19 protein-coding genes and 4 tRNA genes are annotated in these 19,029 nt (G+C 42.1%); 16 read left to right on the plus strand and 7 right to left on the minus strand.

Translation table 11 applies throughout. From position 1 onward, the window contains the following. Nucleotides 1-8: 8 nt before the first annotated feature. From tatB to FTT78_RS07645, 3 genes are all read left to right on the plus strand, one after another. Complete coding sequence (gene tatB, locus FTT78_RS07635) at nt 9-479, plus strand: Sec-independent protein translocase protein TatB (RefSeq protein ID WP_167846331.1); 471 nt, start codon at nt 9-11, stop codon at nt 477-479. Then, nucleotides 476-1,261, plus strand: a complete 786-nt coding sequence (gene tatC / locus FTT78_RS07640) for a twin-arginine translocase subunit TatC (protein WP_004974811.1) — start codon at nt 476-478, stop codon at nt 1,259-1,261. Before tatB ends, tatC begins: the two co-directional genes overlap by 4 nt. Before the next feature lie 173 nt (nt 1,262-1,434). After that, nucleotides 1,435-3,750: a PhoX family phosphatase gene (locus tag FTT78_RS07645; RefSeq protein WP_179995935.1), complete on the plus strand. Its 2,316-nt coding sequence runs from the start codon at nt 1,435-1,437 to the stop codon at nt 3,748-3,750. 40 nt (nt 3,751-3,790) lie between these two features. On the opposite strand, the gene FTT78_RS07650 is transcribed toward FTT78_RS07645, so the two are convergent. Next, entirely contained in the window at nt 3,791-4,573 is a 783-nt protein-coding gene (locus FTT78_RS07650; protein WP_004974805.1) for an NRDE family protein, read from the minus strand. A gap of 93 nt (nt 4,574-4,666) precedes the next feature. Between FTT78_RS07650 and lgt the strand changes: the two genes are divergently transcribed. From lgt to msrA, 7 genes are all read left to right on the plus strand, one after another. Further along, on the plus strand, nt 4,667-5,476 hold the full coding sequence (gene lgt / locus FTT78_RS07655) for a prolipoprotein diacylglyceryl transferase (RefSeq protein WP_096901379.1): 810 nt from the start codon (nt 4,667-4,669) through the stop codon (nt 5,474-5,476). Nucleotides 5,477-5,587: 111 nt separating this feature from the next. Then, nucleotides 5,588-5,971: an AzlD domain-containing protein gene (locus tag FTT78_RS07660; protein WP_004974797.1), complete on the plus strand. Its 384-nt coding sequence runs from the start codon at nt 5,588-5,590 to the stop codon at nt 5,969-5,971. A 98-nt stretch (nt 5,972-6,069) separates the two neighbouring features. Further along, nucleotides 6,070-6,912, plus strand: coding sequence for a thymidylate synthase (thyA, locus tag FTT78_RS07665; RefSeq protein WP_004974795.1), 843 nt, complete (start codon nt 6,070-6,072; stop codon nt 6,910-6,912). A gap of 91 nt (nt 6,913-7,003) precedes the next feature. Further along, the gene (locus FTT78_RS07670) at nt 7,004-7,516 is read left to right on the plus strand and encodes a dihydrofolate reductase (protein ID WP_004974792.1); all 513 of its coding nucleotides are present in this window, start codon (nt 7,004-7,006) and stop codon (nt 7,514-7,516) included. Nucleotides 7,517-7,586: 70 nt separating this feature from the next. Continuing rightward, nucleotides 7,587-8,642 carry a DUF4105 domain-containing protein gene (locus tag FTT78_RS07675; RefSeq protein ID WP_180044017.1) on the plus strand — a complete coding sequence of 352 codons (1,056 nt, stop codon included), beginning with the start codon at nt 7,587-7,589 and terminating at the stop codon, nt 8,640-8,642. 153 nt (nt 8,643-8,795) lie between these two features. Then, nucleotides 8,796-9,263, plus strand: coding sequence for an META domain-containing protein (locus FTT78_RS07680; protein WP_004974787.1), 468 nt, complete (start codon nt 8,796-8,798; stop codon nt 9,261-9,263). Nucleotides 9,264-9,325: 62 nt separating this feature from the next. Continuing rightward, nucleotides 9,326-9,847 carry a peptide-methionine (S)-S-oxide reductase MsrA gene (msrA, locus tag FTT78_RS07685; protein WP_004974785.1) on the plus strand — a complete coding sequence of 174 codons (522 nt, stop codon included), beginning with the start codon at nt 9,326-9,328 and terminating at the stop codon, nt 9,845-9,847. A 71-nt stretch (nt 9,848-9,918) separates the two neighbouring features. Here the strand turns inward: msrA and FTT78_RS07690 are convergent, their stop codons facing one another. The 6 genes from FTT78_RS07690 to FTT78_RS07715 form a co-directional block, all read right to left on the minus strand. After that, on the minus strand, nt 9,919-10,557 hold the full coding sequence (locus FTT78_RS07690) for a fumarylacetoacetate hydrolase family protein (protein WP_180044019.1): 639 nt from the start codon (nt 10,555-10,557) through the stop codon (nt 9,919-9,921). Nucleotides 10,558-10,597: 40 nt separating this feature from the next. Then, nucleotides 10,598-11,095 carry a YcxB family protein gene (locus FTT78_RS07695; protein ID WP_096901373.1) on the minus strand — a complete coding sequence of 166 codons (498 nt, stop codon included), beginning with the start codon at nt 11,093-11,095 and terminating at the stop codon, nt 10,598-10,600. A 193-nt stretch (nt 11,096-11,288) separates the two neighbouring features. Continuing rightward, nucleotides 11,289-11,365 (minus strand) — tRNA-Arg (locus FTT78_RS07700). 212 nt (nt 11,366-11,577) lie between these two features. Then, nucleotides 11,578-11,654: transfer RNA gene (locus FTT78_RS07705), tRNA-Arg, on the minus strand. A gap of 49 nt (nt 11,655-11,703) precedes the next feature. Continuing rightward, a tRNA-Arg gene (locus tag FTT78_RS07710) sits at nt 11,704-11,780 on the minus strand. A 15-nt stretch (nt 11,781-11,795) separates the two neighbouring features. Further along, nucleotides 11,796-11,885: transfer RNA gene (locus FTT78_RS07715), tRNA-Ser, on the minus strand. A 264-nt stretch (nt 11,886-12,149) separates the two neighbouring features. On the opposite strand from FTT78_RS07715, the gene rnr reads away from it, so the two are divergent. The 6 genes from rnr (at nt 12,150) to FTT78_RS07745 (ending at nt 19,028) form a co-directional block, all read left to right on the plus strand. Continuing rightward, on the plus strand, nt 12,150-14,573 hold the full coding sequence (rnr, locus tag FTT78_RS07720; RefSeq protein ID WP_180044021.1) for a ribonuclease R: 2,424 nt from the start codon (nt 12,150-12,152) through the stop codon (nt 14,571-14,573). Between the two features lie 79 nt (nt 14,574-14,652). Further along, nucleotides 14,653-15,237 carry a hypothetical protein gene (locus tag FTT78_RS07725; protein ID WP_111885424.1) on the plus strand — a complete coding sequence of 195 codons (585 nt, stop codon included), beginning with the start codon at nt 14,653-14,655 and terminating at the stop codon, nt 15,235-15,237. Between the two features lie 74 nt (nt 15,238-15,311). After that, nucleotides 15,312-17,351 carry a M3 family metallopeptidase gene (locus tag FTT78_RS07730; RefSeq protein WP_131260579.1) on the plus strand — a complete coding sequence of 680 codons (2,040 nt, stop codon included), beginning with the start codon at nt 15,312-15,314 and terminating at the stop codon, nt 17,349-17,351. A 40-nt stretch (nt 17,352-17,391) separates the two neighbouring features. Beyond that, nucleotides 17,392-17,601 (plus strand): YheV family putative zinc ribbon protein, encoded by a 210-nt coding sequence (locus FTT78_RS07735; protein WP_171324836.1) that lies wholly within the window; start codon nt 17,392-17,394, stop codon nt 17,599-17,601. Between the two features lie 21 nt (nt 17,602-17,622). Continuing rightward, nucleotides 17,623-18,033, plus strand: a complete 411-nt coding sequence (locus FTT78_RS07740; protein ID WP_004974772.1) for a hypothetical protein — start codon at nt 17,623-17,625, stop codon at nt 18,031-18,033. 101 nt (nt 18,034-18,134) lie between these two features. Beyond that, nucleotides 18,135-19,028, plus strand: coding sequence for a DMT family transporter (locus FTT78_RS07745; protein ID WP_004974770.1), 894 nt, complete (start codon nt 18,135-18,137; stop codon nt 19,026-19,028). The last annotated feature ends 1 nt before the right edge of the window (nt 19,029 follow it).

The raw sequence follows: 19,029 nt of genomic DNA on the forward strand, positions 1-19,029 counted from the left end.
TTGAGATTATGCTCAATATTGGAATGACGGAACTGCTGATTTTCGGCATCATTGCATTATTGGTGCTGGGTCCTGAAAAACTCCCTGAAGCAGCGCGTTTTGTCGGCAAGTGGTACGCTAAAATTAAACGTATGGTCAGTAATGTTCAAAATGACATTGACCGCGAATTGCGTTTATCTGAATTACGCGAGCAAATGCAGCAAGAAATGGCGCGTATTCAGGAACTTGAAGCAAAGATGCAAGCACAAATGCATGAAATGCAGCAAGAAAAAATATTTGAAGATATAACTGCAAAAAGCACACATTCCCCGCATGCCGTATCAAAAAATACCTTACAACAGCATCATTACACCTTGGTTTTAAATACTGAAAAAACCTCTGCGGTGTTACTCCCTAAAACTAAAATGACATCACATTCAAATTTATCTGCGCTACAACATACTACAGCGCCCTATACTGAAATGAAGGTTGCAGTATGAGCCAATCAAACGCTTCTGAGCTTTCACATTTGCCTGTGAAGGCAGAGCAAGCCGCATTAGAAGAAATGCCAATTACCAAGCACTTGATGGTGCTGCGTAATCATCTTTTTAAAATTGTAGGGCTTATTCTTGCCTTATTCTTCTGTTTATTGCCCTTTGCCAATAAAACTTATCAAGTATTGTCGGAACCATTACGTGCACAGTTGCCACATACATCAACCATGATTGCGACTGATGTTACCGCAACCTTTATGGCGCCGTTTAAACTAAACTTTTTTGTCGCGCTGTTCATTGCGATGCCATTTATTTTGTATCAGATTTGGGCATTCGTAAAACCAGCGTTATATGAAAAAGAAAAAAGTTTGGCGCTGCCTTTGCTGATCGGCAGTATTTGCTTGTTCTATATCGGAATTAGCTTTGCTTACTTTGTCGCCTTGCCATCCATTCTGCACTTTTTCATTAGCGTTTCCCCTGAAACAGTCGCCCCGATGACCGACATTAATAGCTATCTTACGTTTTGTTTGAAGCTGTTTTTGGTTTTTGGTTTTACCTTTGAGATTCCAATTGTCACACTTTTGCTGATTATGATTGGTGTCGTGTCTACGCAAACTTTGGTTGAAAAACGTCGCTTTATTATTGTTGGCTGTTTTTTTGTGGCCATGTTTGTCACACCGCCAGACGCTTTATCGATGATCATGCTTGCCATTCCGATGTGGATGCTGTTTGAAATTGGTTTGTTTTTTGGCAAATTAATTGAGAAGCGCCGAGTCAGTCACAGCTAATCTAAAATATTGAATTTTAAAAAGAAGCACATGGTTGCTTCTTTTTTTTGTGCGTGTAGATCACAACTGAACGGATTTAATCAGTTTGACACATAAGCTTAACCCGCATGTCATGTTTAGCCACTAATTTACATATAACTTTCAAACGACTAAGCAATTTGCTAGGAAAAAAAATGACTGATTTTATGCCTTACAATGAAGATCAAGAGTTAGATAATAACACTTCAGACAATACGCACTTTCGTGACATTCTAGAACAACGCATGAGCCGTCGCAGTTTAATTAAAAAAACTGCAAGCGGTGCAGCAGCTTTAGCTTTAGCTTCTTCTTTATCTGCATGTAGTGATGATGATGAAGATACAAATGCAACACCACCAACAAGTAAAGAAGAACCCAATACCAAGCCTGAAACATTAACATTTAAAGCTGTAGATAAAAATTTAAATGATATTGTTACTGTTCCTGAAGGTTACCAAGCAACTGTATTATATGCTTTAGGTGACTCAATCAATCCTTCTTATAGCAATTGGAATGCAGATGCAGATGTTCCATCTGGCCCAAGTTTCCAATTCCGCTCTGGTGACTGTCACGATGGCATGAGCTATTTTGGCTTAAGTACTAAAACTGGTCGTTATGATGAAAATGCATCAGATCATGGCTTATTGGTTTTGAACCACGAATATATCAACCAAACCTTCTTACATCCAAAAGGCGCAACTAAAAAGGATGGACGTCGCCCAGAAGATGAAGTGATTCGTGAAGTAAATGCACACGGTGTTTCAGTCGTTCATATTAAGAAAAATGCTGAAACTCAAGCTGTAGAGATTGTGAAGTCATCACCATTTAACCGTCGTATTACAGCTTCGACTGTCATGGATTTTGCAGGGCCTGTAGCTGGTTCTCCATTACTGCACACAGCATTCTCTCCCGCTGGTCGTCAAACTCGAGGCACACAAAATAACTGTGGTAATGGTTATACACCATGGGGCACTTATTTAACTGCTGAAGAAAATTTTATTGGTTATTTCCAACGCTCAGGTACAGACCAATACTCAGCCCGTAGTGAAGCTGAAAAAATAGCACTTAAACGCTATGGTTTAGGCTTAGAGATCTCTTATCAAACTGAAAAAAATGCAGACGGTAGTGTTAAACGTGATGCGAAAAACAACATCATTTATATTTTAGATGCTGATGGTAAAAAAATTCCAGAACGCGATGAGCAAGATCGCATCGTGTATTTGAATAAATCTTCACGCTATGGTTGGGAAACAGCAGAAGCTGGTTTTGAATCTCAAGACATGTATGATCGTTGGGCTGCTAACGTAACCAAAGAGTCTGCAACTCAAGACTATCGTAATGCGCCAAATACATTTGGCTGGATTGTAGAAATTGATCCATTCGATAGCCGCTCAAACCCAGTAAAACGTACTGCATTAGGTCGTTTTGCTCACGAAGACTGTCGCGCCAGCCGCGCAATTGAAGGGCAAAAATTTGCATTCTATATGGGCGATGACTCGCGCGGTGAGTACATCTACAAATTTGTATCAGATGCAACATGGGATCCTAAAGATGTGAATGGTGGCTATCGAGCTGGCGACAAATATATGAATTCAGGGAAATTCTATGTCGCTAAATTTAATGCATCAGGCACAGGAGAGTGGATTGAACTGGCTTATGGTAAAAATGGCTTAACCGAAACAAACGCTATTTACCCATTTAGCTCACAAGCGGATGTCCTTACTTTTGCTCGTCTTGCAGCAGATGCTGTAGGAGCTACAAAAATGGATCGTCCAGAATGGGTTGCTGTAAACCCTGAAAATGGTGAAGTGTACGTGACTTTAACCAATAACTCGAACCGTGGTTCAAGCTATGCAACAGATCCTGCAAACCCACGTAACTACACCGATCCTGAAGGTGGTAAAGGTAACGTCAATGGTCATATTATCCGCTTTAAAGAAGAGAATACTGCAGCAACATCATTTGAATGGGATATCTATCTATTTGGTGCTGAAGCAAGTATGGATCCGACAATTAACCTTTCTAATTTAAGCGATGCAAACGACTTCTCAAGTCCAGATGGTATGTGGTTTGACCCACGTGGTGTTCTTTGGATTCAAACAGATGATGGCGCATATACAGATGTTACAAACTGTATGATGTTAGCAGCACTACCTGGTCAAGTTGGTGATGGCGGTGTTGTAAAAACTGTTGGTGATCAAAGTACAATTGCTGGTGCTCAAGTCACCGATAAAAACTTACGTCGCTTCCTTGTTGGGCCAAAAGAATGTGAAATTACAGGTGTAACCATGACACCTGACTACAAAGCAATCTTTATTAACGTTCAGCACCCAGGTGAAGATTCAAAGAGTTTTGATGCGCCAAGCAGCCATTGGCCTGCAACACAAACTGACATGAACAATAAAACTGCACGTCCTCGTTCAGCAACGGTTGTCATCACCCGTAAAGACGGCAAAGCAATTGCTGGATAACATCCATAAATTAAAAATGCCGACATCACGTCGGCATTTTTTATGCCTCAATGTTCAACTGTTGCTGCACAATATCTCCCTTTTGCTCACCATATTGTGTTTTTTCCAGCCATGTAAATTGCTGCGCCTGCATACGTAAAAAATTGGAACAACGTGTACCGTAAAGTGGACTTTGAATAAAAGTCGATGACAACAACGCTTCCATCTCCAATGAAATCCCTGTTTGCGGTAACAATTCAGATGCAACTTTGCGTTCATCTTGCAAAATATCCCACGCCGCAGCATTTAGCTCTGCCGTTGCAAGATCAGGCAATTGCAGCATCGGTAAAAACTCCTGCGTAAAGCGTTTGCGTAAGCGTGCAGTTTTCTCCCAAGGGTCACTCATCAATCCATTCGACACCACATAAACGCCTTTAGCTAAAACCTGCGGCGCTTCTCCACGGTTACTCATGTACACCGCTTGAGTGGTGTCACCCACAAATAAATTAAAACCTGCATATTCACATTGCTGTTTTTCTAAGGCTTGCGCAAAACGGATAGGCGTTTGCTCAGATTCTAAAAAAGCCTGAATAATATGCCCACGTGAAGTTGGATATTCACGAACATCATTCGCATCACGATAATTGGTAATCACAGCCCAGCGTCCCGATGGGGTAATGCCCATCCACGTACCGCCCGATTCTAAATCTTGCCCTGCAACAATTGGACTATCAGACCATGCTGCCAGTGCTGCTGTCGGACGCCGATAGAACTCATCTCGATTTGAAATCAAACACAGTGGTGTGTCTGTCAAGACCTGCCAAGCCAATGCCACAATACACATAATTTAAACTCTTGATCTTTACACATTGAATGTACAACATTTTTCATCACATTCAGCTAAAATCTGTGCAAAACAGAATCACAAGGAACAGGAATGCTCACCTATCCAAATATTGACCCCGTTGCTATTTCGCTCGGGCCTTTACAAGTCCATTGGTATGGCTTGATGTATTTACTGGCATTTTTATTTGCATGGGGTTTGGCAACTTACCGTGCCAAACAACGTGGCTGGACACCAGACATGGTTTCCGACCTGATTTTTTACGGCGCTTTGGGCGTGGTGATTGGTGGACGTGTCGGTTATGTGTTTTTCTACGGCTTTGAACAATTTTTGGAAAATCCACTGTGGTTATTCCAAGTCTGGACAGGCGGCATGAGTTTCCATGGCGGCTTTCTGGGCGTGATTTTAGCCATGCTGTTCTGGTGTAAAAAATACAAAATGACGTGGTTTCAAACTTTGGATTTTATTGCCCCATGTGTACCTACAGGTCTAATGTTTGGTCGTATTGGTAACTTTATTGGTGGTGAATTATATGGTCGCCCTGTGACCGATCCGAATTTTGCTTTGGGGATGATTTTCCCGACCGATCCTTTACAATTGGTACGTCATCCATCGCAATTGTATCAAGCCTTATGTGAAGGTCTAATCCTGTTTATTGTACTGTGGTGGTTTAGTTCAAAGCCACGTCCACGCATGGCAGTGTCTGCCCTATTCCTGATTGGTTATGGTTTGGCGCGCTTTGTTGTCGAATTTTTCCGCGAACCCGATCATGGTCAGCTCTTTATTGCATGGATGAGTAAGGGACAATTCCTGAGCTTACCAATGATTTTGGTCGGTTTCTGGATGATGTGGTATGCCTATCAAAAGAAAATTTATGATTGGGGGCCGCAAAAAAACAGCTAAGCTACTACCCATTTAAATGCAGGTTTCATCCATTCAGGCGAAGTCAATCTTCGCCTTTTTTATGCTACAGTGCTATCTATTACTTACACTTTTCAGACATCAATATCTCACATGCTTGAATTTTGGTTTAACCCACAGGTTGCGGTCACAAAGAAAATTGCCCTGCTGATGGTGATCGCGCTGGTCACTGCAGCGGTATACTTCTTAGAACCCTTAAAGCTCGATGCGATTTTAATGTTTCTGGCCACAGGTATTGTTTTTTTAATTTGTCGTTACTGCAAAATTCATTTTACTGCACAACATCCCACAGGTTGGTTGGCACGACTATTGACTTGGATTCCACTGGCGTTGTTACTCGCAATAATTTTCATGCAGATTCAACACGGTGAAATTTTACTGTCGGGCGCTCAAGGCATTGGCTTTACCGCTTTGGCTATTTGCCTGTTTTCGCCGTTGGCTTTACTGCATCAACATCACGCTTCCGACACACAATAAAGTCACAACTTTAAAAACTCTGCTATTATTCTTTCTGATTTACTGGGCATCGAATTGCCCAAACAAAAAATATTTCTTTTGCTTGACCAGAGAACGCTATGCGCCAGTATTTAGACCTACTCCAACATATTCTTGACCATGGTGGCGACAAAGGTGACCGTACCGGAACAGGCACACGTTCAGTGTTTGGGCACCAAATGCGTTTTAACCTTGCACAAGGTTTTCCACTGCTGACTACCAAAAAAGTACATTTCCGTTCTATCGTAATTGAGCTGTTATGGTTTTTAAAAGGCGATACCAACGTCAAATATCTACAAGAACATAAAGTCAGTATTTGGGATGAATGGTCTACCGCAGAACAAACCGCGCGCTTTGGTCGTCCTGAAGGTGAACTTGGCCCAGTGTACGGACATCAATGGCGTAATTTTGGTGCAACACAAAAAGCCGATGGTCTGTATGAGCAAGATGGTTTTGACCAAATTGCATGGTTAATCAATGAAATTAAAACCAATCCAAATTCACGTCGTTTAATCGTGTCAGGCTGGAACCCGAAAGAAGCAGGTCAAGTTGCTTTACCGCCTTGCCATACTTTATTCCAGTTTTTTGTGCACAACGGCAAACTCTCATGCCAGCTATATCAACGCAGTGCCGATGTGTTTTTAGGCGTGCCTTTTAATATTGCCAGCTATGCTTTACTAACCCACATGATCGCGCAAGTCTGTGATTTAGAAGTCGGAGATTTTGTCTGGACAGGTGGCGATACGCATTTATATGCCAACCACTTTGAACAGGCACAGTTACAGCTAAGCCGTGAACCACTGGCGTTATGTCAGTTAAAACTCAATCCTGAAATCAAAGATATTTTCGATTTTAAATTTGAAGATATTGAAATTGTAGGCTATGAGTCACATCCTGCAATTAAAGCACCTGTCGCTGTTTAATTGCCTGTTGCTAGATTTATCATCTCAACATTTAAATTGCCCCAACGTCCCCAAAAGATGCTTGGCAGACTAAGAAAATACGAGCCTAATTATGTCATTTCAAAATTTAGAAGTTGTACACGTAGTCGCTATGGATCAACAACGCTGCATTGGTCAGGGTAACCAATTGCCGTGGCATATTTCGGCAGACTTAAAACACTTCAAAGAAATCACCCAAGGTGGCGTGGTGATTATGGGACGCAAAACCTTGGAGTCGATGGGACGCACCCTGCCTAAACGTGTCAATTGGGTGATTACCCGCGACCCAAACTGGGCATTTGAAGGCACAAAAGTGGCGCATAGCATTGAAGATGCCTTGCAACAAGCCGTTGCCGATGTTCAAGCCTCAGAAAAACCAAACACTTTATTTATTATTGGTGGTGGTGAAATTTTTAGCCAAACTATGCCGATTGCTGACCGTTTGGAACTGACGCATATTGAACTAGATGTTCAGGGAGATGCGCATTATCCTGCCATTCCTGCCGAGTTTAAAAAAGTGGCCTCAGAACAGCATGTCGATGAAAAATCAGGGATTGCCTTTGAGTTTGCCCGCTATCAAAAATAATGCTGACAGCCTTGGCAATATTTGATTATGATGACTTAAACGGAATTTAACTTTGCCTCAGGAATGGCGGATGCTGCATTTCATCTTCAGTTTAGGTGTCGTTCTTTCTTCTATTTGGCTCAGTATGGCCTTGTGGATTCATCAGCCTTTGGGTTGGTTAATGAGCCGTGTGCTGATTGGGACTTGGCTAGCCTTCACCCTCAGCATTTTGGGCATTTATATCACTCAGCATTTGCTCAGTCGCAATCAGGATATTTTGGTTTATCTTTTGGGTTTTACCTTGGGGCTGTTTTGGTATTTTGGGATGGATGCCAAGCAAGACCGTGACTGGAACCCTGAAGTAGCCCGTATGCTGCATTATGAACAAGTACAAGATCAGGTCACGCTGCACAATGTCCGCAATTTTGACTGGCATGCCGATGGTCGCTATACCGAACGTTGGGAAACCCGCCAATTTAACCTGAAACAGATTACGGGGGTGAATATCATCACCTCTTACTGGATGGGGCCAAAAATTGCGCATACCTTAGTCAGTTTTGACTTTGCCGATCAAGCGCCACTCACCTTTTCCATTGAAATTCGCAAAGAAAAACACGAAGAGTTTTCTGCGATTGGTGGCTTCTTTCGGCAATATGAACTCAGCCTTGTCGCTGCCGATGAAAAAGATATCATCTACACCCGCAGCAATATTCGGGGTGAGCAAGTTTATTTTTTCCCGATCCAGCTCAATCCACAAGAAGCACAAGCACTGTTTCAGGAATATCTGCATAAAGCCGATGCTTTAGCCGCCAAAGCGCATTGGTATAATACGTTGACCAGTAATTGCACCACGCTGCTGTTTGACATGATTCAGGCAGTATCTCAAAAACGTTTCCCTGCCGACTATCGTCTGTTTGCTTCGGGTTATTTACCCAATTATTTATATGATTTGCATGCGCTGGATCATCGTTGGGATATGCAAACTTGGTATCAACGTGCCCACATTAACCCACGTGTGGAAAACTTAAAAGATATCCACAGCCAAGACTTTTCCGCGCTCATTCGACAAGGCGTGCAGCTCGATTCTTCAGCAAACATCAGCACGCCTTATTCGCATCCGACTTATCAGAACAAAGTGCTGCCCTGACCTATTTTGGTCATTTTGCGCAGATACAATCAATTCAGAGAAAAAACCACACCATATCTTGGAAAAAGTTGCAGCAAACATACAAATTTAACTAGAGCCACGGCGCATAATTTGTTTAGATAGCAACAATTTCAAAAAATTAGAGATCATTCCATGCTAAAAAAATACTTCGGGATCACCTTATTGGGTGCAATGATTGCTTTATCAGGATGTGAAACTATGCCAACTCAAACGAGTGCAAGCCAAATTAGCGCAATCAATCAAGCCAACTTAGTACAACGTACATGGACTGCTACGCAATTGGGCAACAGCATGTTAAAAACAGAAGCAAACCGCCAAAACTTGCCATATTTAAACTTTGATGCCGCCACACAAACAGTCACAGGTTCAGATAGTTGTAACCGACTCAGCGGTAGTTATGTCGCAGGACGTGACACCCTACAATTGGGGCAATTGGCAACCACGCGAATGGCTTGCTTAAATAACAACAACTTAGATCAGAAATTTCATGAAGCCCTAAATAAAGTGACGCATTATCAGGTCTATGGTAAAACCCTGAAATTGCTAGATCGCCATGGAAATTTACTGATTCAATTTGAAACACCAACGGCTGCACGTTAACGGCTAAGCCTAATAATAGACAGGCTTAAAATGGTTTATTCATAAAATATAAGGACAAAATCATGCAACAAGCATTGTTTGGTGGCGGATGTTTCTGGTGTGTCGAAGCCGTATTTTTACAACTGCAAGGCGTAGAAAAAGTCACCAGCGGTTATGCAGGTGGACATACCTTAAACCCAAGCTATGAAGATATTTGCCGTGGCGACAGCGGACATGCAGAAGTCATTTTGATTGATTTTGATGAGCAGCAGATCAGCTATTCACAATTACTTGAGGTGTTTTTTGCCACACACGACCCAACCACATTAAACCGTCAGGGCAATGATGTCGGCACACAATACCGCTCTGTGATTTATTATTTAGATGCTACACAGCAACAAGCTGCCGCCGAGATGATTGCAGCCTTACAAGCTGAAGGTGTGAATGTTGTGACTGAACTCAGTGCAGCACCTGAATTTTACCCTGCAGAAGACTATCATCAGAATTTCTTTGCCAAAAATCCAAATCAGGGCTACTGCAATTTTTCCATTCCACCGAAACTGAATAAATTACGCAGTAAATTTCAGCATTTACTGAAAGTATAACCATTGGATTTAAAAGCAAGTACAAAACGGTGATACTCATCTTTTGATGACATCACCGTTTACACCACTATTTATTTTACAAAAGTCGTCCAGACAAATGCCTGAGTACGTCCTTGTAAGGTCATCTTCAACTGATCGCCCGACTGTAATGCTGCCACCCCTGCAGGTGTACCAGTCATTACCACATCACCAGGTTCTAAACTAAATACTTGGCTAATATCTGCCAACAATGCCGCAATATCAAAAATCAATAAACTGGTATCGCCTTGCTGACGTAATTCATCATTAATGTCCAAACGATATTGCACGTTTTTCCAGTCCTGAATTTCCGATACATCCACCCAATCTGCCAACACACAAGAACCGTCAAACGCTTTGGCTCGTTCCCACGGCTGTCCTTTTTTCTTAAGTTCATCCTGCAATTCACGCAAAGTTAAATCCAAGCCCAAAGTCACTGCACTTACAGCATCCAATACTTTGGTAGGATCTGTGTCTGCATTTAAAGGCTGGTCAATGCGTAAACTCAATTCACATTCATAGTGACAATTGCCCCAGACCTTATTCCACGTAATCCCATCACTTAAACTGCGTAAACTGCTTGGCGGTTTAATAAATAACACAGGATGATCAGGTACAGCATTACCTAATTCTTTGGCATGGTCTGCATAACTGCGACCGACACAGACAATTTTAGATGGACGTGTACTCATGATCATCCTCGAATAACTCGTAAATTGGGAAAATTAGAACTTACTTTTTAAAAGTATTTTCAAAAACCGTTTGTTCTGCAGGCAGATTAAATGCACGTTTCGGTACAATCACCACTGTACGATTTTTTAATTCCAGCATATAGGTGAGTTTACCCACAGCGAAATTTTGCACCTCGTTATAATGAAATACCTGTTTACGACCATTGGCATACAGCTCGGCATAGTCCTGAAATAAATCAATGCCTTGCTCGCTTTTTCCAAATTGGTATTTTACAAACTGGCGTTTAAACATCATTGGCAAAAACCAATAACGCATTAAAGTTTGCAAGATTAAAAAGAAAGCACCGAGTGCAACATAATAGCGACCTACCCCATCGAAGCCCAAATAAAAGCCCCAAGCAATAATCGCCACACTAATCAACGGTGTAATAAAACGGGTAAATTGTTTTTTACCAAAAGTCGCAAGGGCAAAGCCGTCTTGAGATTCTTCTAAATTTAAAAAATAGCGCAAAGACAATGCTGGCTGCGTGTCAGACATAAGCTCATCATCAAGTCATTCAAATTGAGCTAAATCTTACACTAGATTGAGCACTTTCCTTATTTTTTTCGTGTTTATTCGCTCAAAGCCAGACGTAAAACAATGGTCATGCTTTTGACACAAAAATTTCATCATTTTTAGATAGTGTAGATGCAAAAAAACCGCATCAAAAGTGCGGTTTTTTATTTCAAGTTGGTGCGCTCAGAGAGATTCGAACTCCCGACCCCTTAGTTCGTAGCCAAGTGCTCTATCCAGCTGAGCTATGAGCGCGACGACTTGATGGGGTGCATTATACGTGTTTTTTTCTGGCTGTTAAGTATTAATTCATCATTTTGCAATCAAATGCACAGATATTGGACGATTCAAAAGAATTTTAACGTAAAACCATGAGTACGCTATTCTTTTTAATAAACTGATTATTGTTTGAGTTTACTAAATTTCAGGCACAAAAAAGCCGCATTTAAGCGGTTGATTGTTTAAGTTGGTGCGCTCAGAGAGATTCGAACTCCCGACCCCTTAGTTCGTAGCCAAGTGCTCTATCCAGCTGAGCTATGAGCGCATTACTTGTGTGCCAATTTAGGCGATACGTTACTGTTCGGTTTACTTATTGGTGCGCTCAGAGAGATTCGAACTCCCGACCCCTTAGTTCGTAGCCAAGTGCTCTATCCAGCTGAGCTATGAGCGCGACATAAGTAAAGCGTGGCGGTGAGAGAGGGATTCGAACCCTCGATACAGTTACCCGTATGCGTCCTTAGCAGGGACGTGGTTTCAGCCACTCACCCATCTCACCGTAACGTGCCGCCATAATACAAATTAAGTGCTAGCACTGCAAGCTTCGATACCACAATTTTTGCATATTTTTGCTCAATTAAATATTTTTTAAACAATTTTCAGGATTCATCACCAGAATTACGCCTGAACTTTTGGCAATCGCTGCACAAAAACTAGAAACATCGTAAAATAACGACAGAAAACACATTATTGCAATCATTTACGTGCAGTCTTTCCGTACATGACTTATGCTAAACCTATCTTCTGACATGAAGTTTATTCCATGATGAAAAATTGGGTCGATCCTGAAGCGAAAGCTGAAGCCGAACGCTACGAAAATCCTATTCCAAGCCGTACCTTAATCTTAGAAACCATTGAAACCTTGCAAGCGGCACAGTCACATGCAGACTTGGTAGAGCATTTTGCGATTGCCGATCAAAAAAGTATTGATGCCCTGAGCCATCGTTTAATTGCCATGGTACGTGATGGTCAGCTCATGAAAGATGGATTCAAGTTCCAGCTGGCTGCAGAACAACCGACTCATGACGCCACGGTTTACATCAACAGTAAAGGTTTAGGCACAGCCAATATTGCAGGTCATGAAGATATTTTATTGCCTGAACGCGAACTACGTTTGGTGTTTAATGGCGATCAAGTCAAAGTCCGCCAGACATCGGTAGATCGTAAAGGCAAGGCATGGGGGTTTATTACCGAAGTCACCCAGCGTCGTGTCAAACAAATCATTGGTAAATTGTCAGAATACGATGGTGAATATTTTATTCAGCCTGCCCAGCCAAATAGCCATCAACCCATTACCCTTGAAAAAGAATTAATTGAACATGCCCAAGTTAAATTGGGCGATTCTGTGCGCATTGCGATTGACGACTATCCAACCCGCGAAGAATTTGCCACAGGACATATTATTCAGTCGATGGCAGACAAAGCCGAAACTGAAATTATTATTCCGCAAACCATTTTAGAATTTGGTCTGCCGTATGAATTTCCTGAAGATGTCATTCAAGAAGCCGAAAGCTTTCAAGAACCGACAGCCCAAGACCGTGAAGGACGTGTTGATTTACGCGATTTAGCCTTAGTGACTATTGATGGTGAAGATGCCCGCGACTTTGACGATGCGGTATACGCCGAAAAACGTCCAGGCGGTGGTTACCGTGTCGTAGTCGCAATTGCCGATGTCAGCCATTACGTCCGCACAGGCAAACCGTTGGATGATGAAGCTCAGGAACGTGGGACTTCAGTCTATTTCCCGCATTTTGTATTGCCGATGTTGCCTGAAGCTTTATCGAATGGCTTATGTTCGCTGAATCCGCAGGTTGACCGTTTGTGTATGGTCTGCGATTTAAAACTGTCACGCGCAGGTCGTGTCACAGGTTTTGAATTTTATCCATCGGTCATGCATTCCAAAGCACGTTTAACCTATACTCAAGTGGCACAATATTTTGAGGGTGATAGTGCGGCAATTCCTGAAGATCGGGAAATGCGCAAATCATTAAATACCCTGTTCCAACTGTATCAAGTGCTTAAAGGCTTACGTGCCGAACGTCATGCCATGGAATTTGAAACCATTGAAACCTACATGACCTTTGATGAGTTAGGTGGAATTAAAGAAATTTTGCCGCGCAGCCGTAACGATGCGCATAAACTGATTGAAGAATGTATGTTACTCGCCAACGTCGCAGCAGCAGAATATGCACTCAAACATGATGTGCCGATGCTGTACCGTGTGCATGAACCGCCAGAGTTTTCACGTATTCAAAAAGTCCGTGATTTTGTCAAATTACTTGGGCTACATTTTCCAGAACAACCCACTCAGGCCGACTATCAAGCGGTGATTGAAGCCACTAAAGATCGTATTGATGCACCAAGTATTCACGCGGTGTTATTACGCTCAATGATGCAAGCCTATTATGGTGCCAACAATGCAGGACACTTTGGTTTAGCTTATGATGCCTACACGCATTTCACTTCACCAATCCGTCGCTACCCTGACCTATTGTTGCATCGTGCCATTAAAGCGCATTTAAAACAAAAACCATCACCACTTTCGGGCGCAGCTTTAGATGATGCAGGCGAACATTATTCTGCAACTGAACGTCGTGCCGATGAAGCCTCACGCTCTGTCACCACATGGCTAAAATGCCACTATATGCAGCAGCATTTGGGTGGAGAATTTGTGGGCGTAATTTCTGCAGTAGCCGAATTTGGTTTATTTGTTACTCTCAAAGACCTTTATGTCGATGGCATGATTCATGTCAGCCAGTTGGGCGATGACTTCTTTGTATTTGACCAAGCCAGCCAAAGTCTAATTGGACAAGTACGTGGTCAAAGCTTTAGCTTGGGCGATGAAGTTAAAATTAAAGTCGCGGCTGTCAATTTAGAAGATCGCAAAATTGATTTTGAGCTCATGCAGCAACTCACCCATGCAGGTCGTGCTATTCGTATGCGCGCACCGCGCGTGGCAAAACCGTTCAGCCGTGAAGCCACCGAAGAAGTTTTTTCTGAGCGTCCAAGCAAGGCGACTTTAAGTGAAAACGGTGAGCAACCTGTGCCGAAGAAAAAACCAAAAAGCAAACCGAGTTCTTACGGTAAAAAAACCTCAGCGAAGTCGGAAATCAAACCGAAAGACAAAGCCAAAAAAAAGACCAAGGTGAAAAAGAAAAAATCCAATGCCAAAGCAAAGGGTGAGTAAATTTTACTAAATAAAAAAGAGTGCTACGGTGCTCTTTTTCATTTAATATATCTCTATAAAAATAAACCACTTAAAAATCATGACATCACAGAAAATTACTAAATACTATTACCATGAATATGTAATATGCTTAGTCTTTGTACTTAGTATTTCAGCACTGATTGCTCTCTTTTTTATAGACTTCACCCCAACAAATCAAGTCAAAATCACAGCCTTCATTGTTGCAACGTTGATTTATTTGGCTGTTTTGATCTACTTTTATGTTCTGCATAGATACGGACAATGGATCATTCCACGTACATGGACAAATGTACAAAAAAAGCCAAAATTCTATTTTTTACTCCTCTTCCCTATTTTTGTAATTCTGTTTCTTTACTTAAATCTAGTTGTCTATCCTCCTCTGCTTCATACCCTAGTTTTGGGTACACCTACTGTGGTGACATTGGAAGCAAGCGCTGTTAAAAAACATGGTAAAAAAGGAAGTGTCTACTATTCTATTGAAACACCGTATGACTCTACTGGTATGTTTCGAATCAATGTAGATGAATATGAACACTACAAAAATCAAAATCTATTCATAAAATTATCGGTCATTGAGGGGCGCTTTGGCACCTACATCCAAGATATTCAATCTATCCACGGTGAAACAAGAGCGAATAAATAGCACCCAAGGCTTGATTTATCCTTCTAGAAGCCTTACTTCTACAAATAACACAGGAAATAAATCGGCAGACCGACATGACATTAGAAAAGGCAACTTTGCCTGTTCCACAATTTGATCAAATTACCCTGGCAGATTTAAAACAAAAAATTGAGCATGCCATTCAGCAGGGACAAAACTTTTTAAATAATCTGACTGCAGTACCTGAAAATACGACGGCGCAATTAAATGTTTTAGAACAGATTGATCAGCTCGAAAATAACATGAGCGAAGCATGGGGCGTGCTGTCACATTTAAATGCGGTCATGAATAATCCTGAAACCCGCGAAGTGTATCAAGCGCTGTTACCAAGTTTAAGCGACTACTACACTCAATTGGGTCAGCACACGGTGTTGTATCAAAGCTATCAACATATTCACGACGCCAACACCTTTAAAGATTTGCCTGCTGCACAACAAAGCGCAATTCAACTGGCATTGCGCGACTTTAAACTGTCAGGTGTGGCCTTAGAAGGTGAAGCTAAAAAACGCTATGCTGAAATTTCAGCGCGTTTATCGCAACTGTCATCAGACTTTTCCAATCATGTATTGGATGCCACCCAAGCCTATTACAAAGTATTGTCCGAAGATCAGCTCAAAGGTTTACCGCCAAGCAGCGTTGAATTGCTGAAACAATATGGTCAGCAACGCGAATTGGAACAAGCTGTGGCAACACTGGATATTCCTGCCTATTTAGCCATTATGACCTATGCCGATGATCGTGCTTTGCGCGAAACCTTGTATCAGGCATACACTACTCGCGCGTCCGATCAATCAGCCCAGTCTGAATTTGACAACACCCCGATCATGGAAGAAATCTTGCGTTTACGTCAAGAAATGGCGCAATTGCTCGGTTTTAACAACTATGCAGAATTATCCCTTGCCAGCAAAATGGCACCAAGTGTCGAAGCAGTCGATCAATTCCTGCGTGAACTGGCAGAACATGCTCGTGCACCTGCAGAACAAGAAATTGCCGAACTCAAAGCCATTGCCGCCCAAGATGGGATTGATACCTTACAACCGTGGGATACAGGCTACTATTCTGAAAAATTAAAATTACAGCAATTTAACCTTTCACAAGAAATGTTAAAACCATATTTCCCTGCACCGAAAGTGGTTGAAGGTCTATTTAGCATCGTCAAGCGTTTATACGATGTCGATATTATTGAGCGCGCTGCCCCTGTTTGGCATCCTGATGCACGTTATTTTGAACTTGAAGATCAAGGTCAAGTGATTGGTGGTTTTTACTTTGATCTATATGCCCGTACAGGCAAACGCGGCGGCGCATGGATGAGTGGTTTCCGTTCACGCATGCAATTGGCACAAGGTTTACAAAAACCAATTTGCTATATGGTGTGTAACTTTACCCCACCTGTTGCAGACCAACCCGCGCTTTTAACGCATGATGAAGTCATCACCCTATTCCATGAATTTGGACATGGCTTACATCACATGCTAACTGAAGTAGATAATATTGCTGTGGCAGGTACACATGGTGTCGCTTGGGATGCGGTGGAATTACCAAGCCAATTCATGGAATTTTGGACTTGGGATCAAGATAGTTTAGATATGCTGAGTGCGCATATTGAAACCCAAGACACCCTGCCAGAACACCTGCTTAAAGCACTGTTAGATGCACGTTTCTTCCAGTCGGGAATGCAGAGCCTGCGCCAAATTGAATTTGCCCTGTTCGATTTAAGTATTCATCGCAGCAACCCTGCTTTAAATGCGGAACAGATTCAAGCCATGCTAGATGATATTCGTCAAAACTATGCCGTTGCGCCAACTACAGCTTACAACCGCTTCCAGCACAGCTTCAGCCATATTTTCGCAGGCGGCTATGCTGCAGGATATTATTCATACAAATGGGCAGAGGTTTTGGCCAGCGATGCCTTTGATCGCTTTGAAAATGAAGGGCTATTTAACACCGAAACTGGCAAGCAGTTTAGACAGTTTATTCTAGCAGTTGGCGGAAAAGATTCAGCGCTTGACGCATTTATCAATTTCCGCGGACGCGAGCCAAAAATAGACGCACTATTACGTCATCAAGGTTGGACGAACATAGTCAAAAACGCTTAAACTAAGAACTTTAGATGAAGTTAGGGGAGTCGTGATGACCATTAAACGTCGTTTCATTGCAGGCGCAAAATGTCCGAAATGTCAGGCGATGGATCGGGTTGTCATGCTCACCGCTGACGAAGCTGAATGGATCGAATGTATCGAGTGTGATTATACGGAAAACCGTCCAACACATATTGATGAACCTGAAATCCCAGAGGTTTCAGATGAAATTGGGGTGATCCAGTTTAAGCCGCGTCAGTCAAAGTAAAACAATAAGGTTCAACAACGCATGACTGAAGATCAACGACATAACCCTAAGCTTTTATGGGCGATTACGGGTGGGTTAATTATTGTCATTATTGCCGTATTTATCTTTCAATGGATGGGCGATAGCGACAATACTGCGCCTATAGAAACTGCCCCAACTACGGCGTCTGTAGCGAAAGCTGTACCTGCTGAAGCAACGCCATTGCAAGAAGATGAAGCAGCACCAAAACAGTTGGTCACAGAAGATTTACTCAAAGCACCTATATCTGAGAATGCAGCGCTTGCCAAAGAAGAAGTGGCTAAATTAGATGACATTCAAAATCAGCTGAATGATCAACGTGCCTTATTAAAACAGCAACATAACGATGCTGATGAATTGATTAAACTGAAAGAAGAACAAATCAAAATACTGGAAGCCCAACTGGCACAGTAAGCCTCCTCTGCTTCACATCAGTCATTTTAAAATACGATAAAGGGTCAGTGTTGTAGCCAATTTAAGCTAGAATAGCCAGAGGTTATTCTGGCTTTATTTGTATGACATCTTCTGGTTCTGCCCAACAAAATTTGCTCAAAGCAATTATGCTGTTGACCTGCTCTGCCTTTCTGTTTTCACTCATGGGAGTGTGCGTTCGTTACGCCTCAGAAACGGTAGATAATGCCACAGTGGTATTTTTCCGTAATTTCATTGGTTTGTTTATTTTTATCCCGCTCATTTTCAATAAAGGCTTGGGCTTTTTTAAAACTGAAAAGTTATGGATGCACACTTGGCGTTCGGTAGTCGGATTAACCGCCATGTATGGTTTTTTCTACGCGATTGCCAATCTAAAACTGTCCAATGCGATGGTCTTCACCTATTCATCGCCTATTTTTATTCCCTTAATTGCATGGCTATTCCTTAAAGAAAAAATCACCAAACCAATGCTATGGGCTGCGTTCATTGGTTTATTTGGCGTGTTATTTGTCGCCAAACCCGATGCAGGTATGTTTAATAGCATGTCCGCAATTGGACTCAGTGCCAGTTTTTTAGCAGCGATGGCTTTTGTCACGGTACGCGCCCTGACTCAAACCGAACCGCCTGAACGCATTGTGTTTTATTTTTGCATGATTGGGACACTCATTTCTGTTGTACCGATGTTCTGGTCATGGCGTCCTTACAACTTAAAAGAATTGAGTTTTTTAATTGGTGCAGGATTGCTGGCCAATATCAGTCAGATCTTTATGTCCAATGCCTACCGTCTTGCCCCTGCTGGGCAAATTGGCCCTGTCAATTACATTGCGATTATTTTTGCAGGGATTTGGGGCTTTAGCTTTTGGCATGAAACGCCAGACTTATTTAGTTTAATTGGCTTTGCCCTAATTTTGCTTGCCATTATTTTGTGCAGTCCACTGTTACAAAAACACCTGAATCATCACTCCCCGCATTCATAAT

Origin of the sequence: Acinetobacter sp. YH01011 (assembly GCF_013420785.1) — a bacterium.
GTDB classification, from domain to species: Bacteria; Pseudomonadota; Gammaproteobacteria; order Pseudomonadales; family Moraxellaceae; genus Acinetobacter; species Acinetobacter towneri.